Source organism: Alloalcanivorax sp. C16-2 (assembly GCF_046507615.1).
In the GTDB taxonomy this organism is placed as follows: Bacteria; Pseudomonadota; Gammaproteobacteria; order Pseudomonadales; family Alcanivoracaceae; genus Alloalcanivorax; species Alloalcanivorax marinus_A.
In genome coordinates, this window is the sequence record NZ_JBKFTL010000001.1 from 1,966,596 (window position 1) to 1,983,273 (window position 16,678).

A 16,678-nucleotide genomic window follows, 5' to 3' on the forward strand; every position below is an offset into this window, starting at 1 on the left:
GCACGCACCACGTCGAGCCGGGCGTGCCAGCGTGAAGCGTCAAGCGTGAGAGCGAATATGAGCTGCGATTACATCCAATTGGCCAACACCGGCGTGCAACGGCTCAAACCCTACGAGCCCGGCAAGCCCATCGAGGAACTGCAGCGCGAGCTGGACATCCACGACGTGCTCAAGCTGGCCAGTAACGAAAATCCCCTGGGTCCCAGCCACAAGGCCCTGGACGCCGCCCGCCACGCGCTGGAACGGGTCCACCTGTACCCGGACGGCGCCGGCTTCGAACTGAAAGCCGCCCTGGCCGGGCAACTGGGCGTGGACAGCGACCGGCTGGTGCTGGGCAACGGCTCCAACGACGTGCTGGAACTGGTGGCGCGGGCCTACCTGCAGCCCGGCGACGAGGCGGTGTTTTCCGAGTACGCCTTCGCGGTTTACCCACTGGTGACCCTGGCCTGTTCCGCCAAGCCGGTGCAGGTGGAGTCGCATCTGTATGGCCATGATCTGGCGGCCATGGCGGACGCCATCACCGAGCGCACCCGCATCGTGTTCCTGGCCAACCCGAACAATCCCACCGGCACCTGGTTCAACGACCACGCCCTGGACGCCTTCCTGGAGCGGGTACCGGAAGAGGTGCTGGTGGTGCTCGACGAGGCCTACTTCGAGTACGTGGAGGAAAGCCATTACCCGGATGGTCTGACCCGGATTCAGCGTTACCCCAACCTGGTGGTGACCCGCACCTTCTCCAAGATCCATGGCCTGGCCGGCCTGCGGGTCGGCTATGGCGTGGCCCATCCCCAGGTGGCGGACGTGCTCAACCGGGTGCGTCAGCCGTTCAACGTGAACATTCCGGCGCTGGCCGCCGCCCAGGCGGCCCTGGGCGACAGTGATCACATCGAGAACTCGAAAAGCGAGAACGCCGCCGGCCTGGCGCAGCTCGCCGAGGGGCTGGCGGAGCTGGGCCTGGAGCAGATTCCCTCGGTGGCCAATTTCGTTACCTTCGATTGCGGCGGCGACTGCCTGCCGGTGTACCAGGCGCTGCTGCGCGAGGGCGTGATCGTGCGCCCCCTGGGCGGCTACGGCCTGCCCAATCATCTGCGCGTCACCGTCGGTACCGCCCCCGAGAACGAGCGCTTCCTGAAGGCCCTGGGTCGGGTTCTGGCACGCTGATGGCGGAGCAACCCATGTTCCGGCGGGTGGCGATCATCGGCCTGGGGCTGATCGGCGGTTCCTTCGCCGCCGCCCTGCGCGCCCAGGGCCTGGCCGCCACCGTGGTGGCCGGCTCCCGCTCGGCGCGTACCCTGGAGCAGGGTCTGGCCCTGGGGCTGATCGACGAGGGCAGCCAGGATCTGGCGCTGGCGGTACGGGGCGCGGATCTGGTGTTCGTGTCCACGCCGGTGTCCGCCATGGAAACGGTGCTCACCAAGCTGGCTCCGGGCCTGAGCGAGCGCGCCCTGATCACCGACGGCGGCAGCGTCAAGGCAGCGGTGATCGACCAGGCGCGGCGCGCCCTGGGCGCCCACTTCACCCGCTTCGTGCCCGGCCACCCGATTGCCGGCAAGGAAAAAAGCGGCGTGGAAGCCGCCGACGCGGATCTGTACCGCCACCACCGGGTGATTCTCACCCCGGTGGCGGACACCGATCCGGACGCCGCCCGGCGGGTCAGTGAATTGTGGACCGCGCTCGGCGCCGAGGTACTGAGCATGGCCCCGGACCACCACGACCAGGTGCTGGCGGAAACCAGCCATCTGCCGCACCTGCTGGCGTTTTCCCTGGTCGACACCCTGGCCCGCCAGGGCGACTCCACCGAGATTTTCCGCTATGCCGCCGGTGGCTTCCGGGATTTCACCCGCATCGCCGACTCCGATCCGGTGATGTGGCACGACATCTTCCGTGAGAACCGGGGCGCGGTGCTCGACGCCCTGGGGATGTTCCGCGATGGCATCGACCGCTTCCGGCGCGCCATCGAGGACAACGACAGCGATGCCCTGATGGGCATCATGACCCGGGCCAACAGCGCCCGGGCCCATTTCATGGCCATGAACGCGCGCACCTCCTACACTCAGGCGCGGCGTTCCGATGACGAGACAGGCATGACACAGCATTCCGACCCCACCTTCGTGGTGGCCCCGGGCGGCCGGCTTCACGGCCGGCTGCGGGTCCCGGGTGATAAATCCATGTCCCACCGCGCCATCATGCTGGCTTCCCTGGCGCGGGGCAGCACCGAGATCAGCGGCTTCCTGGAAGGCGAGGACGCCCTGGCCACCCTGCAGGCGTTCCGCGACATGGGAGTGGTGATCGAGGGCCCGCACAATGGCCGCGTGCTGGTGCACGGGGTCGGCCTGCATGGTCTCAAGGCCCCGGGCAAGCCGCTCTACATGGGCAACTCCGGTACTTCCATGCGCCTGCTCACCGGCCTGCTGGCGGGCCAGGCGTTCGACACCGAACTGACCGGTGACGCCTCCCTGTCGAAGCGGCCCATGGAACGGGTGGCCCGGCCATTGCGTGACATGGGCGCGGTGATCGAAACCGGGGAGGGCGGTCGGCCGCCGGTGCGCATCCGTGGCGGCGCCGCCCTGAAAGGCATCCATTACCACCTGCCGATGGCCTCCGCCCAGGTGAAATCGGCGGTGCTGCTGGCTGGTCTCTATGCCGAGGGCGAGACCTCGGTGACCGAGCCGGCGCCCACCCGGGACCACACCGAGCGCATGCTCAACGGCTTCGGCTACCCGGTGGCCCGGGACGGCGCCACCGCCTCCCTGAGCGGTGGTGGCGAGTTGCGCGGCGGCCAGTTGGACGTGCCGGCGGATATTTCCTCGGCGGCGTTCTTCCTGGTGGGCGCCAGCATCGCCGAGGGCGCCGAGGTGACCCTGCCGCATGTGGGCGTGAACCCCACCCGCACCGGCGTGATCGATATCCTGCGCCTGATGGGCGCGGACATTCGCCTGGAAAATCAACGGGATGCGGGCGGTGAGCCGGTGGCGGACCTGGTCGTGAAAAGCGCCCCGCTGAAGGGCATCGTGATCCCCGAGGAACTGGTGCCCCTGGCCATCGACGAGCTGCCGGCGGTGTTCATCGCCGCCGCCTGCGCCGAGGGCGAGACCGTGCTGCGTGGCGCCGAGGAGCTGCGCGTGAAGGAATCCGACCGCATCCAGGTGATGGCCGATGGCCTGGCCACCCTGGGCGTGGAACACGAAGTGTACGAGGACGGCATCCGCATCGTCGGTGGCGCCTATGGCGGCGGCGAGGTGGAATCCCACGGCGACCACCGCATCGCCATGAGTTTCGCCATGGCGGCGCTGCGCGCCTCGGCGCCGATCACCATTCACCATTGCGCCAACGTGGCCACCAGCTTCCCCGGCTTCGCCGAGCTGGCCCGGTCCGCCGGGCTGGCCCTGGACGTGCGCGCTCCTCAGGAGAGTCAATGATTCCAGTCATCACCATCGACGGCCCGGTATCCTCCGGCAAGGGCACCGTGGCGCGGCGGGTGGCCGCCCGCCTGGGCTGGCATCTGCTGGATTCCGGTGCCCTCTACCGGGTGCTGGGGCTGCACGCGGAGCGCCGTGGCGTGCCCCTGGACGACGAGATGCGCCTGATCGACCTGGCCGAACAGTTGCCGGTGGAGTTCCGGGAAGGCGAGGGCGATACCGCGGTGTTGCTGCAGGGCGAGGACGTCAGCCAGCTGATTCGCGAGGAGCGGGTGGGCGAGCTGGCCAGCCAGGTGGCGGTGCTGCAGCCGGTGCGCGACGCCCTGTTCGCCCGCCAGCGGGCCTTCGCCCAGCGCCCGGGGCTGGTGGCCGACGGCCGTGACATGGGCACCGTGGTGTTTCGCGACGCCCCGCTCAAGGTGTTTCTCACCGCCAGCGCCGAGGAGCGCGCCCGGCGGCGCCACGCCCAGTTGAAGGAAAAGGGCTTTGGTGCTACCCTCGCCACCCTTATCGAGGACATCCGTACCCGGGACGAGCGCGATATGAAGCGCGCCGTGGCGCCGCTCAAGCCGGCCCCGGACGCGGTGGAAATCGATTCCACCGAGCTCAGTGTGGAGCAGGTGGTGGATCGTATTCTCGATGAAGCCGCTGCCCGGTCGCTGACCTGACGGCACCGGTGGTCCAGATTACCCCGTAGGAGCGGCTTCAGCCGCGATACCGTGCCCGCCGGCCGGTTTCGCGGCTGAAGCCGCTCCTACAATGGTGTTCTGATTTTATCAAAACAGGCTGCCCGGTTTCTGACAGTAAACCAGCTTGGAACCGCGGCCTTTTACGAATAACCCATGTCTGCTGGTTGGCATGTGTATCACGAGATTATCCATGACTGAATCTTTTGCCGAACTTTTCGAAGAAAGCCTCAAGGACCTGGACGTTGCCCGCGGCTCCATCATCAAAGGCACCGTGGTCTCCATCGACAGTGACTGGGTCACCGTCAACGCCGGTCTGAAGTCCGAGGGCATCATTTCCCGCAACGAGTTCATCAGCGAGAGCGGTGAACTGGAAATCGTCGAAGGCGACGAAGTGGAAGTGGCCGTCGACGCCATTGACGATGGCATGGGCTTCACCCGCCTGTCCCGCGAAAAAGCCAAGCGCGCCGAAGTATGGGCGGAGCTGGAAGTGGCATTCGACAAGGACGAAATCGTCAAAGGTCAGATCTCCGGCAAGGTCAAGGGTGGCTTTACCGTCGATATCGGCCCGATCCGCGCGTTCCTGCCCGGCTCCCTGGTGGACATCCGTCCGGTACGCGACGTTACCCACCTGGAAGGCAAGGACCTGGACTTCAAGGTCATCAAGCTGGATCCGAAGCGCAACAACGTGGTGGTTTCCCGCCGCGCAGTCATGGAAGCCGAACACTCCGCCGAGCGCGAAGCGCTGCTGGAGTCCCTGCAGGAAGGCATGGTGGTCAAGGGGATCGTCAAGAACCTCACCGACTACGGTGCGTTCGTGGATCTGGGCGGCATCGACGGCCTGCTGCACATCACCGACATGGCCTGGAAGCGCATCAAGCATCCCAGCGAAATCGTCGAAGTGGGCCAGGAAATCGAGATCAAGGTTCTCAAGTTCGACCGCGAGAAAATGCGCGTGTCCCTGGGCCTCAAGCAGCTGGGCGAGGATCCGTGGCACGACATCGTGCAGAAGTACCCGGAAGGCTCCAAGGTCCGTGCCCGCGTCACCAACCTGACCGATTACGGCTGCTTCGCCGAGATCGAGGAAGGCGTGGAAGGCCTGGTTCACGTGTCCGAGATGGACTGGACCAACAAGAACATCCATCCGTCCAAAGTGGTCGAGATCGGCGACGAAGTGGAAGTGATGATCCTCGATATCGACGAGGACCGCCGCCGTATTTCCCTGGGTATCAAGCAGTGCATGTCCAACCCGTGGGAATCCTTCGCCGAGAACTACCAGAAGGGCGACCGCATCAGCGGCAAGATCAAGTCCATCACCGACTTCGGCATCTTCATCGGCCTGGAAGGTGGTATCGACGGTCTGGTGCATCTGTCCGACATCTCCTGGGAAGAGCAGGGCGAGGAAGCCGTGCGCAACTTCAACAAGGGCGATGAACTGGAAACCGTGGTTCTGTCCATCGATGCCGAGCGGGAAAGAATTTCCCTTGGAATCAAGCAGTTGACAGACGATCCGTTTGCTCAGTATGTTGCTGCCAATGAGAAGGGCAGCATCGTGAAGGGCACGGTGACGGAAGTGGACGCCAAGGGCGCCACCGTGGAGCTGGCCGAGAACGTGGAAGGCACCCTGCGTGCCAGCGAGATCAGCCGCGACCGCGTCAGCGATGCGACCCAGGTTCTCAACGTGGGCGATGAAGTGGAAGCGCGTATCACCAACGTCGACCGCAAGAACCGGGCTATCAACCTGTCCGTGCGTGCCAAGGACCAGGCACAGGATCGTGAAGCCATGGACAACCTGCAGAATCAGGACGCCAATGCACCCAAGACCATTGGTGATCTGATCAAGCAGCAAATGGAAAACAGCAACGAGTCATAATGGCTCCTCCCGGGGGCCGGCCACTGGCCGGCCCCGCTGGGCAGGGAGCCCAGGGGAGTAGGTTGCAATGGCGTCAGCGTTAACCAAGTCGAAACTGATTGCCCGTATTGCCAAAAGAAATGAGCATCTGTCTCCCAGGGACGTGGAGCTGGCCGTTAAACACCTCATCGAAGTCATGGCCGATACCCTCTCCGAGGGAGGTCGTATAGAAGTTCGCGGCTTCGGCAGTTTTTCCCTTCATTTCCGTGCCCCGCGCCTGGGTCGCAACCCCAAGACCGGCGCCAGCGTGAACCTGCACGGGAAATACGTTCCGCATTTCAAGTCCGGCAAGGAATTGCGTGAACGGGTCAATGAATCCATGCTTGATCATCCCTCCGGTAGCGATCAGGACGACCGGGATCATCCCCGTGGTGAAGCGGCCAACGGCTGATCCATCCGGGCAGGACGAAGTGTGATGCGAAATCTCTACCGTATTTTTCTGATTCTGGTCTTGCTGGCGGTGTTCGGCCTGGCCTTTCTGTTCGTGACCGTGAATACCCAGCCCGTTACCCTGTCGCTGCCGGTTTCCGGCCTGCAATGGCAGGTGACCCTGGGCGCGCTGGTGGTGCTGTTGCTGGCCGCCGGTCTGCTGCTTGGGCTGGTGACCGGACTGGGCCTGCGGGGTATGCGTGGTCTGTTCGGGTCCCGTTCATGAGTGAACCGCTTTGGCTCATTCCGCTGTTCTTCTTCGCCATCGCCACCGGCTTCTACCTGGGGCGGCGGGAAGGTAAACGCCGCCAGCGCCGGCGGATGGAATCGCTTTCCCAGGAGTACGTGGCCGGCCTCAACTTCCTGCTCAACGAAGAGCCGGACAAGGCGGTGGAAGCCCTGCTCAACAGCCTGGAAGTATCCGACCAGACCCTGGAAACCCACCTCAGCATGGCGCGGCTGTTCCGCAAACGCGGTGAGTTCGACCGCGCCACCCTGATTCACTCCCACCTGTTGGAGCAGGGCGAACTGCCGCGCCCCACCCAGGAGCAGATCCAGCTGGAGCTGGCCGAGGACTATCTCGCCGGTGGTCTGTTCGACCGCGCCGAGGAGGTGCTGCTGGAGATGCTGGATCAGGATTGCGAAAAGCGCGAGCCGGTGGTGCGCCAGCTCACCCACCTCTACGAACAGGAGCGGGACTGGAGCAGCGCTATCTCCATGGGAGAGCAACTGGTCAAGAGCGACCCCAAGATCGCTCCGATCCTGGCCCATTACTGCTGCGAGGAAGCCGACGCGCAGATCGCCCGTGGCGAGTTCACCCCGGCGCGCCGCATGCTGCGCCGGGCCCTGGGCTTCGACAAGCAGTGCGTGCGCGCCAGCGTCGTTCAGGGGCGCCTGGAAATGCGCGAGGAGCAATGGAACGAGGCCATCGACGCGTTCAAGCGCATTTGGAAACAGGACCCGGATTTCTTCGACGAAGTGCTCGACGAGCTGCGCCAGTGCTACCAGCACCTGGAAAAGGAAGAGGATTTCATCAAGCTGCTCGCCGACATCAGCGCCGAACGGCCCTCCACCGCCCGGGTGCTGCTGCTGTCCGAGCAACTGCGTGAACGCTACGGCGACCGCGAGGCGGCGGATTTCATCGCCGACTACATGAAGGCCAACCCCTCGGTGCGCGGTCTGCACCGGATCATCGACATGAACCTGCAGGGTTCCGCCCAGGGCGAGGCCCGCGAGCACCTGGGCATGCTCAAGGAACTTACCGAGCGGCTCACCTCGGACAAAACCGTTTATCAATGCCGCCGCTGCGGCTTCCAGACCCCGCTGCTGCAATGGCGCTGCCCGAGCTGTCGCCGTTGGGGCACCATCAAACCCCGCTCCGAAGGAGGCAGCCAATCGTGACCGCCGACAGCCCCATCATCGTCGCCCTGGACTACGCCGAGCCCGAGGCCGCTCTGGCCATGGCCGACCGGCTGGACCCGGCCCGGGTCCGGGTCAAGGTGGGCAAGGAGCTGTTCACGCGGGGTGGCCCGGCGGTGGTGGAGGCGCTGCGTGAGCGCGGCTTTCAGGTGTTTCTGGACCTGAAATTCCACGATATTCCCAACACCGTGGCCGGCGCCATCCGCGCCGCCGCCGATCTCGGCGTGTGGATGGTCAATGTGCACGCCAGCGGCGGCGGGCGCATGCTGGACGCGGCCCGCGAGGCGCTGGCCGGCCTGGCCACGCCACCGCGTCTGATCGCGGTCACCGTGCTGACCAGCCAGACCGACGAAGACCTCAGGGAAATCGGCCTGACCGACAGCGCCGAGGCGCAGGTGCGCCGGCTGGCGACGCTGACCCGCGACCATGGCCTGGACGGCGTGGTGTGCTCGGCCCGGGAGGCCGTCATGCTGCGAGAGCTGTGCGGGTCGGACTTCGACCTGGTGACGCCGGGCATCCGCCCGGCGGGCAGCGCCGGCGACGATCAGCGCCGCGTGGTGACGCCCCGGGAAGCCCGGGACCTGGGCGTAAGCCACATGGTGATCGGTCGTCCCATCACCCGTGCGCAAAATCCTACGGCGGTGGTGGACGAGATCCTACACAGTCTTTCCTGAAACACGCGCAGAAACTCACAGCATTCGCTGACAGCCAGTCTCCGTCTTCTTTCCTACAGTGAAGTGGCTTTTACGCAAACCCACTTTTCAAGGAAATGGAAAAGGAAGAAAGGAGAATCATGATGCGATTTCTGATCAATGGATTGACCCTGCGCGGCGCCGCGCCCATGCGACGGCTGGCCTTCACCCTGATGCTGGGCATGCTGCTGGTGACCGGCGCGCCGTTGGCCCAGGCTGCTCCGGAGGCCCCCGCCGCCAGCGCCGGTGCCGCCGCCAGCGCGCCGGTGAACCTCAATACCGCCAGCGCCGAGGAGCTTCAGGCCCTGCGTGGCGTGGGCCCCAAGACCGCCGAGCTGATCGTGCGCTGGCGGGAGGAGGAGGGCCCGTTCCAGTCCGTGGAGCAGTTGCTGGCGATCAAGGGCATTGGCGAGAAGACCCTGGCGCGCCTGCGCGACCAGATCACGCTCTGATCGGCGACACCCCGCTTTAGCGCGGAAACGCCCTCCCTGCGAGCTCTCCGACGATTTCCGCGTGTCCGGCCTCCCTGCCCCGGGGTGGCCGGCTTTTTCGTTGGCGTGGGCCAGCACGCGGTGGAAGCGGCTTCAGCCGCGATCATCGGCTTAAGCCGGGCGTTGGGAAAGGGGAAACTCGCACAGGTCGGCGATGATGCATTCCCCGCATTTGGGTTTGCGCGCGGTGCAGGTGTAGCGACCGTGCAGGATCAACCAGTGGTGACAGTCGCGCTTGAACTCCTCGGGCACCACCCGCAGCAGGCGCTGCTCCACCTCCTGCACGTTCTTGCCCGGGGCGATGCGGGTGCGGTTGCTGACCCGGAAGATGTGGGTGTCCACGGCGATGGTGGGTTCGCCGAAGGCGGTGTTGAGCACTACGTTGGCGGTCTTGCGCCCGACCCCGGGCAGGGCCTCCAGGGCGGCCCGGGAGCGCGGCACCTGACCATCGTGCTGGTCCAGTAACTGGTCGCACAGCTTGATGATGTTCTCGGCCTTGGAATTGAACAGGCCGATGGTCTTGATGTACTCCTTGAGCCCGTCCACGCCCAGGGCGCGGATCGCCGCCGGGGTGTTGGCCACCGGGAACAGGCGCGCGGTGGCTTTGTTCACGCCCACGTCGGTGGCCTGGGCGGACAGCACCACCGCCACCAACAGTTCGAAGGCGGAGGCGTAGTGCAGCTCGGTGGTGGGTTCCGGACGCTGGTCGCGCAGCCGGCGGAAAATCTCGGTGCGTTTCTCGCGGTTCATAATGACGTTTGGCGCCTGGGGCGGGTCGGCGAAAACGCGCAGTATAACCGGGAAGGGCAGGGGCGGCGATGCCGCCCCGGGGGTGGGGCGTCGTTCAGTCGGTGATCACCTGGCCGTTTTCCACCGGCAGACGGTCGCCGGGTTCGTCGTCCATGCGCACGGTATGGGTCTGGCCGTCCAGGCGATAGGTGACGTTGTAGCCGTTTTTCTCGGTGCGGGTGTTCATCACCGTCTCGCAGCGCTCCTCGGTGGTGGTGTAGGTGTTGCCTTGCTGCATCCGCTCCTGGGTTTTGTTGCCGGCGTAGCCGCCGGCGATGGCGCCCGCCGCGGTGGCCGCGTCCTTGCCGCTGCCGCCGCCGAACTGATGGCCGATGACGCCGCCCACCACCGCGCCGATCACGCTGCCGGCGACCTGGTGCTCATCCTTGACCGGCTTCTGGCGCTGCACCGTGACCTGCTGGCAGCGTTGCTCCGGCTCCTGATAGCTCTTGGTGGCCGGTTCCACCTTGACCACTTCCGCGTAGCGATCAGCGTCACCGCTGATCGCCTGGTAACCGCCGTAGCCGACGCCGACCACCGCCAGGGTTCCGACCACGGCCAGTGCCACGGTTGCTGGTGTATTCATCGCAGCCTCCTTTTTTCTTCATGGCTTGGCGGATGTTTTAACCGAAACCGGGCGTGAAGGTTGTATAAGGTCGTTAAAAAAGGCGCGCGCCATCGCGGCTTAAGCGGAACGCGGTCGTGGTAGGAGCGACTTCAGTCGCGATAAGGCCGGCGACAGGCTCACCTACACCTTTCCGGTGGTGCGTACCCGGCGGCTGGCTTTAGGCGCCTCCGCTTGCCGGGCCTTGCGGGCTTCCTTGAGGCGGCGGTCGATGACGTTCTTGCCGGCGATGATCAGGCCCAGGCCCAGGAAGGCCCCGGGCGGCAGCACGGCAAGCAGGAAGCCGGGGTAGTCGGGCACCACCTCCAGGCGCCAGCCGGCGGCGGCGGGGCCGAACAGAAGCTGCATGTTGTCGAACAGGGTGCCCTGGCCGAGCACCTCGCGCAGGGCGCCCAGGATCACCAGGATCACCAGGAAGCCGGCGCCCATCATGAAGCCGTCCACCAGGCTGGGCAGCACCGGGTGCTTGCTGGCGAAGGCGTCGGCGCGGCCCAGCACGGTGCAGTTGGTGACGATCAGCGGGATGAAGATGCCGAGGATTTCGTAAAGCTCGAAGGTGAAGGCGCGCATCAGCATCTCGATGATGGTCACCAGGGCGGCGATGATCATCACGAAGGCGGGCAGCCGCACGGCGTCGGTGACGTAGCCGCGAATCATCGACACCGCGCCGTTGGAGCCCATCAGCACCACCAGGGTGGCCAGCCCCAGGCCCAGGGCATTGACCACGGTGCCGGTGACCGCCAGCAGCGGGCACAGACCGAGAATCTGCACGGTGGCGGGGTTGTTGGTCCACAGGCCGTCCCGGGTGATTTTCTTGTAGTCCACGTCAGCCATCACAGGTCTCCGTGTCGTGGGGCAGGGCGGGGGCGGCGAACAGCTCGTCGCGGTGGGTGTGGAAATAGCGCAGCGCCCGGTGCACGGCGCCGACCACGGCGCGCGGCGTGATGGTGGCGCCGGTGAAGCTGTCGAAGTGGCCGCCGTCCTTTTTCACCGCCCAGCCGTCCTGGTCCGGATTGTCCAGGGAGGTGCCGTTGAACGACAGTATCCAGTCCGACTTGCGGCGTTCGATTTTGTCGCCCAGGCCCGGGGTTTCATTGTGCGGTGGTACCGCGCGCACGCCCAGGATGCGACCGTCCATGTCCACGCCGACGATCAGGTTGATGGCGCCGCCGTAGCCGTCCGGGGCGGTGGCTTCCAGCACCGCGCCGCTGGGGGCGCCGTCGCGGCGGGCCCGGTAGAGGGTCTTGTCGCCGCGCCCGAGCAGTGGGTCGCGGGCCGCCACCCGGTCGTCGAGCAGCACGTTGTCGTGGTGGTCGGCGGGCATCACCTGGGCCAGGGAGCCGATCAGCGCCTCCTGGCGGTTGCATTCCACCCGTGCCAGGGTGGCCTGGTTGGTGAGCGCCAGGGCGGCGGCGGTGCCGATGGCGAACAGCCCCAGGATCACGGCGTTGCGGGTCACGGCCTGGCGGATCATGAGCGGGCTCCCTTGTGCCCGTAGGCCCGTGGCCGGGTGTAGTAATCGATGAAGGGCGCCGCCAGGTTGAGCAGCAGCACCGCGAAGGCCACCGCGTCCGGGTAGCCGCCGAAGGTGCGGATTACCCAGATCAGCACGCCGATCAGCAGGGCTTGGACGAAGCGGCCCAGGCGGCTGGTGGCGGCGCTCACCGGGTCGGTGGCGATGAAGAAGGCACCTAGCATGGCGCCGCCGGAAAACAGGTGGAACAGGGGGCCGGCGAACCGCGCCGCGTCGATCTGGTGGGCGATCAGTGCCGGCACGCCGAGGCCGGCCAGGAACGCCACCGGAATGTGCCAGCCGATCACCCGGCGCGCCAGCAGATAGAGACCGCCGATCAGGAACGCCAGGTTCACCCATTGCCAGCCGCGACCGGCCAGCACGCCCTGGAGGATGCCGTGCTCCGCCAGGGCGCCGGCGTCGCCGGCCCAGGTGCGGAAGGTGTCCAGCGGGGTGGCGCCGCTGAAGGCGTCCGCCGGTGTCTGGCCGAGGAACAGGGAGAGGCTGTCCGCCAGGGTCGGCGCCTGGCCCGGGGCGATCCACTGGGTCATGGCCACCGGGAATGAAATCAGCAGCAGCACATAGCCCACCATGGCCGGGTTGAACGGGTTCATGCCGAGCCCGCCATAGAGCTGCTTGGCCACCACGATGGCGAAGGCCACGCCGATCAGCGTCAGCCACCAGGGTGCCGTGGGCGGCAGCGCCAGCCCCAGTAGCACGGCGGTAACCAGGGCGCTGCCGTCACGCAGATGGAAGCCCACCGGCTTGCCCCGGGCACGCAGGAACAGGGCCTCGGCGGCCAGCGCCACGGCGGCGGCCCAGAGTACGTTGAACAGCACTCCGGCGCCGAACTGCCAGACCAGCACCGCCAGACCGGGCAGGGTGGCCAGGATCACCCGGCGCATCACCGCGCCGGTGTCGGTGCGTTCCCGGGTGTGCGGGGAGGGGGCGTTGATCAGGCTCATTGGTCGTCCTCCACCAGCCCCTGTTCCTGCACCGCCTGTTTCAGGGCGCGACGGGCCACCTGGGCTTCTTCGTCCAGGGCGCGCAGTTCGCCGTCCAGGGTTTCCAGGGTGTCGGCGTCGGCGGTGTCGCGCAGCCGGGCCAGTTCGTCCGCTTTCTGGCGCAGCGCGGTTTCGGCGCGGGCCGCTTCCAGCTTGAGGGTCTTGAGGTCCTTGCCGGTGTGGGCGCGGATGTCCGCCTTGGCTTCCTCCACCAGGGCGTTGAGGGCGTCGCGGCAGTGGTCGGCCTTGGCCTTGAGCTTGTCCACCTTGGCGGCCAGGGCGTCCAGCCGCTCGCGGTCGTCGTCGCCGGCGTCGCGCTCGGTCCGCTCCAGAGCGGCGTGGGCTTCCTTGTACTGTTTGTGGGCCATGTTGTAGGCGGTCTTCAGGGCCTTGAGGCGTTTCTGGCGTTTGGCGGCGGCCTCCGGGTCCGCCTCCGGCGCCGAGGTGGTGGCGTCCCCGGTGGCCGGGGCGTTGTCCTGTGCCTTGCCAGTGGGCGCCAGTTTCACCACCGCGCCGGGGTTGGCCGCCTTGGCGTCGCGCAGCTCCGCCTTTAGGCGGTCCGCTTCCGCTTTGAGGGTGTCCGCCTTGGCGCGCAGATCGTGGGCGTTGTCGGTACCCTCAGCCTCGGCGGCCTTGGCCGCCTTCACCGCGGCCTTATAGGCACCGGAGGCCTCGCCCACGGCCTTCTTCAGGTCGGCCAGTAGATCCGTGGGCGCCGGTACCGGGGCGCCGGCCTTGGCGTCGCGCAGCTCCGCCTTGAGGTGGTCCGCCTCGGCCTTGAGCTGGTCGGCCCGGGCGCGCAGCTCGGCGGCGTTGTCCGTTTCCTGGGCCTCGGCGGTCTTGGCGGCTTTTACCGCCGCCTTGTAGGCGCTGGAGGCCTTGCCCACCGCTTTCTTGAGATCCGCCAGGCGGCGGTCGTCGCCGGCCGGGGCGGCGGCCTGCTTCTGGCGGTTGGCCTCCAGGCGCGCCCGGCGGCGGGCTTCCTTCTCTTCCCGTTCCTTCTCCAGGCGTGCCTGGCGGGCTTCGAAGCGCTCCCGGGCGCGGTCCGCCTTGAGCTGTTCGGCGGCCTGGTGGCGGATTTCGCCCTTGGCATAGCGGTAGTACTGCACCAGGGGGATGTGGCTGGGGCACACATAGGCGCAGGCGCCGCACTCGATGCAATCCATCAGGTCGTGCCGTTGGGCGCGCTCGAAGTCGTCGCTCTTGGCGTACCAGTACAGCTGCTGGGGCAGCAGGCTGGCCGGGCAGCTTTCCGCGCAGGCGCCGCAGCGGATGCAGGCCTGCTCCGGCGGTGGCTCGGGCAGCTCCTCCAGGGTGGCGGCGATCAGGCAGTTGCTGGTCTTGACCACCGGCACCGCCGGGTCGTGCAGGGTGAAGCCCATCATCGGGCCGCCCATCACCAGCCGGCCCAGGCGTTCGCCGTCCACGCCGGCGTGGCGCAGCAGGTCGCGCACCGGGGTGCCGAGCAGGGTTTCGTAGTTGCCGGGCCGGGCCACGGCGTCGCCGGTCACCGTTGTGACGCGGCGGATCAGCGGCTCGCCGTCGTGGGCCGCCCGCTTGATCGCCCAGGCGGTGCCCACGTTCTGGCACACCACGCCGCATTGGGCGGGGAGCGCGCCGCTGGGCACCTCCTTGCCGGTGAGCAGTTGGATCAGTTGTTTCTCGCCGCCGGAGGGGTACTTGGTGGGCACTACCCGCACTTCCATATCGGAGCCGGCGCAGGCGGCGCGCATGGCGGCGATGGCCTCGGGCTTGTTGTCCTCGATGCCGATCAGGGTGTGCTGGGGGTTGAGCAGGTACTGCAGCAGGCGGATGCCGCCGGCGATCTCATCGGCCCGTTCACGCATCAGGCGGTCATCGGCGGTGATGTAGGGTTCGCACTCCACCGCGTTGATGATCAGTTGCTCCACCCGCTGCTGGTCGCCCAGGGTCACTTTCACGGCGGTGGGAAAGCCGGCGCCGCCCAGGCCGGCCACGCCGGCCTCGCGCAGCAGCGCCACCAGGCCGTCCGGGCCCAGGGCCGCCGGGTCCGCCACCGGGCGGCGTTCGATCCAGCGGTCCTCGCCATCCGGTTCCATGACAATGCAGAGCGCGTCCATGCCGGAGGGGTGTTGGATCGGGCGCGGGCCGATTGCCACCACGGTGCCGGAGGTAGGGGCGTGCAGGGCGGCGCTCACCGCGCCCACCGGCTCGGCGATTTTTTCACCCTTGAGCACCCGGTCGCCTTCCGCCACGCAGGGTTTGGCCGGCGCGCCCAGGTGCATATTCAGCGGCAGCACCAGTTGCGCCGGCAGCGGGCCAGGCTGGATCGGGGTGCCGTTGGAACGGCCCTTGTGCTGCGGTGGGTGGACGCCGCCGGGGAAGTCGAATACCGGTGCGGGTGGGCGCGCTTTACCAAACAGACCGAACATCACAGGTTGACCACCTCGATACGCTCTTCCGGCCGCCGGCCGATGCCGGCGGGACGATCCCAGCTCCAGGTGGCCAGGGTGGTGGCCCGGGGCAGCATGTCGATGCAGTCCACCGGGCACGGCTCCACGCACAGGTCGCAGCCGGTGCATTCATCGGCGATCACGGTGTGCATCTGTTTGGCGGCGCCGACGATGGCGTCCACCGGGCAGGCCTGGATGCACTTGGTGCAGCCGATGCATTCGTCCTCGCGGATAAAGGCCACCCGATCCTCGCCGGCGTCCTCGGCGCCGTCGTCGTCCAGGGGCAGTACCTCGCGGCCGAGAAGGTCGGCGAGGGCCTCCACGGTGGTCTCGCCGCCCGGCGGGCAGCGGTTGTGCTCCTCGCCCTCGGCGATGGCCTCGGCGTAGGGGCGGCAGCCGGGGTGGCCGCACTGGCCGCACTGGGTCTGTGGCAGCAGGGCGTCGATCTGGTCGACGATCGGGTCGCCTTCCACCTTGAACTTTTCCGAGGCGAAGCCCAGGGCGGCGCCGAATACGGCGGCCAGGGCCAGCAGGGCGGCGATCGCGATCAGCACCGTGGTCATAACTTGATCAGCCCGGAAAAGCCCATGAACGCCAGGGACATAAGCCCGGCGGTGATCAGGCCGATGCTCGGGCCGCGAAATGCCTCGGGCACGTCGGCCACGGCGATGCGCTCGCGCAGGGCGGCGAACAGCACCAACACCAGGGAGAAGCCCAGGGCGGCGCCCAGCCCGTAGGTCAGCGAACTCATGAAGGTGGCGTCGGCCTGGCGCACGTTGAGCAGCGCCACGCCCAGCACCGCGCAGTTGGAGGTGATCAGCGGCAGGAACACGCCCAGCACCCGGTACAGCAGCGGGCTGGCTTTCTTGACGAACATCTCGGTGAACTGCACCGCCACCGCGATCACCAGGATAAAGCTGATGGTGCGCAAGTATTCCAGGTCGAAGGGCACCAGGATGTAGGCCCAGGTCAGGTAGGACAGCACCGAGGACAGGGTCAGCACGAAGGTGGTGGCCAGGGACATGCCCATGGCGGTTTCCACCTTGTTGGACACGCCCATGAAGGGGCACAGGCCCAGAAACTGGACCAGCACGAAATTGTTCACCAGCACCGCGCTGATCAGGATCAACAGGTATTCGGTCATGGGTGGCGTCGTTCTTGGGCTTCCGAGGGCGCGAGTTTAGCAAAATTTTCCGTTTCCGAGTGACCCCCGGGACACCGCGCCATGACTGGGGCGCACCGGTGAGTGGGTACTCCGGGAGCGGCC

17 protein-coding genes are annotated in these 16,678 nt (G+C 67.0%); 9 read left to right on the forward strand and 8 right to left on the reverse strand.

Going from position 1 to position 16,678, the window contains the following annotated elements:
• Positions 1–57: 57 nt before the first annotated feature.
• From hisC to ACLD02_RS09105, 9 genes are all read left to right on the forward strand, one after another.
• On the forward strand, positions 58–1,161 hold the full coding sequence (hisC, locus tag ACLD02_RS09065) for a histidinol-phosphate transaminase (protein WP_410298521.1): 1,104 nt from the start codon (positions 58–60) through the stop codon (positions 1,159–1,161).
• Complete coding sequence (locus ACLD02_RS09070) at positions 1,161–3,419, forward strand: bifunctional prephenate dehydrogenase/3-phosphoshikimate 1-carboxyvinyltransferase (RefSeq protein WP_410298522.1); 2,259 nt, start codon at positions 1,161–1,163, stop codon at positions 3,417–3,419. The genes hisC and ACLD02_RS09070 overlap by 1 nt, the downstream gene beginning before the upstream one ends.
• Positions 3,416–4,087 carry a (d)CMP kinase gene (gene cmk, locus ACLD02_RS09075; RefSeq protein ID WP_203100985.1) on the forward strand — a complete coding sequence of 224 codons (672 nt, stop codon included), beginning with the start codon at positions 3,416–3,418 and terminating at the stop codon, positions 4,085–4,087. The genes ACLD02_RS09070 and cmk overlap by 4 nt, the downstream gene beginning before the upstream one ends.
• A gap of 211 nt (positions 4,088–4,298) precedes the next feature.
• The gene (gene rpsA, locus ACLD02_RS09080) at positions 4,299–5,978 is read left to right on the forward strand and encodes a 30S ribosomal protein S1 (RefSeq protein ID WP_203100986.1); all 1,680 of its coding nucleotides are present in this window, start codon (positions 4,299–4,301) and stop codon (positions 5,976–5,978) included.
• A gap of 67 nt (positions 5,979–6,045) precedes the next feature.
• Positions 6,046–6,408, forward strand: a complete 363-nt coding sequence (gene ihfB / locus ACLD02_RS09085) for an integration host factor subunit beta (RefSeq protein ID WP_203100987.1) — start codon at positions 6,046–6,048, stop codon at positions 6,406–6,408.
• A gap of 24 nt (positions 6,409–6,432) precedes the next feature.
• Positions 6,433–6,672: a DUF1049 domain-containing protein gene (locus tag ACLD02_RS09090; protein ID WP_203100988.1), complete on the forward strand. Its 240-nt coding sequence runs from the start codon at positions 6,433–6,435 to the stop codon at positions 6,670–6,672.
• Positions 6,669–7,847 (forward strand): lipopolysaccharide assembly protein LapB, encoded by a 1,179-nt coding sequence (gene lapB / locus ACLD02_RS09095; RefSeq protein ID WP_203100990.1) that lies wholly within the window; start codon positions 6,669–6,671, stop codon positions 7,845–7,847. Before ACLD02_RS09090 ends, lapB begins: the two co-directional genes overlap by 4 nt.
• Positions 7,844–8,539: an orotidine-5'-phosphate decarboxylase gene (pyrF, locus tag ACLD02_RS09100; RefSeq protein ID WP_410298523.1), complete on the forward strand. Its 696-nt coding sequence runs from the start codon at positions 7,844–7,846 to the stop codon at positions 8,537–8,539. Before lapB ends, pyrF begins: the two co-directional genes overlap by 4 nt.
• Positions 8,540–8,658: 119 nt before the next feature.
• Positions 8,659–9,009 carry a ComEA family DNA-binding protein gene (locus tag ACLD02_RS09105; protein ID WP_238400813.1) on the forward strand — a complete coding sequence of 117 codons (351 nt, stop codon included), beginning with the start codon at positions 8,659–8,661 and terminating at the stop codon, positions 9,007–9,009.
• Positions 9,010–9,159: 150 nt separating this feature from the next.
• Here ACLD02_RS09105 and nth read toward each other — a convergent pair whose 3' ends face one another.
• From nth to rsxA, 8 genes are all read right to left on the reverse strand, one after another.
• Positions 9,160–9,798: an endonuclease III gene (gene nth / locus ACLD02_RS09110; RefSeq protein WP_410298524.1), complete on the reverse strand. Its 639-nt coding sequence runs from the start codon at positions 9,796–9,798 to the stop codon at positions 9,160–9,162.
• A 94-nt stretch (positions 9,799–9,892) separates the two neighbouring features.
• Entirely contained in the window at positions 9,893–10,423 is a 531-nt protein-coding gene (locus tag ACLD02_RS09115) for a glycine zipper 2TM domain-containing protein (protein ID WP_203100996.1), read from the reverse strand.
• A gap of 162 nt (positions 10,424–10,585) precedes the next feature.
• Complete coding sequence (locus ACLD02_RS09120) at positions 10,586–11,296, reverse strand: electron transport complex subunit E (RefSeq protein ID WP_203100998.1); 711 nt, start codon at positions 11,294–11,296, stop codon at positions 10,586–10,588.
• Complete coding sequence (rsxG, locus tag ACLD02_RS09125) at positions 11,289–11,936, reverse strand: electron transport complex subunit RsxG (RefSeq protein ID WP_410298525.1); 648 nt, start codon at positions 11,934–11,936, stop codon at positions 11,289–11,291. The genes ACLD02_RS09120 and rsxG overlap by 8 nt, the downstream gene beginning before the upstream one ends.
• A complete protein-coding gene (gene rsxD / locus ACLD02_RS09130) occupies positions 11,933–12,940 on the reverse strand; it encodes an electron transport complex subunit RsxD (RefSeq protein WP_410298526.1) in 1,008 nt (335 codons plus the stop codon). The genes rsxG and rsxD overlap by 4 nt, the downstream gene beginning before the upstream one ends.
• Positions 12,937–15,390 (reverse strand): electron transport complex subunit RsxC, encoded by a 2,454-nt coding sequence (gene rsxC / locus ACLD02_RS09135; protein ID WP_410298527.1) that lies wholly within the window; start codon positions 15,388–15,390, stop codon positions 12,937–12,939. Before rsxC ends, rsxD begins: the two co-directional genes overlap by 4 nt.
• Positions 15,390–15,974 (reverse strand): electron transport complex subunit RsxB, encoded by a 585-nt coding sequence (gene rsxB / locus ACLD02_RS09140; RefSeq protein WP_203101006.1) that lies wholly within the window; start codon positions 15,972–15,974, stop codon positions 15,390–15,392. Before rsxB ends, rsxC begins: the two co-directional genes overlap by 1 nt.
• Entirely contained in the window at positions 15,971–16,555 is a 585-nt protein-coding gene (gene rsxA / locus ACLD02_RS09145; RefSeq protein WP_194863958.1) for an electron transport complex subunit RsxA, read from the reverse strand. The genes rsxB and rsxA overlap by 4 nt, the downstream gene beginning before the upstream one ends.
• Positions 16,556–16,678: the final 123 nt, after the last annotated feature.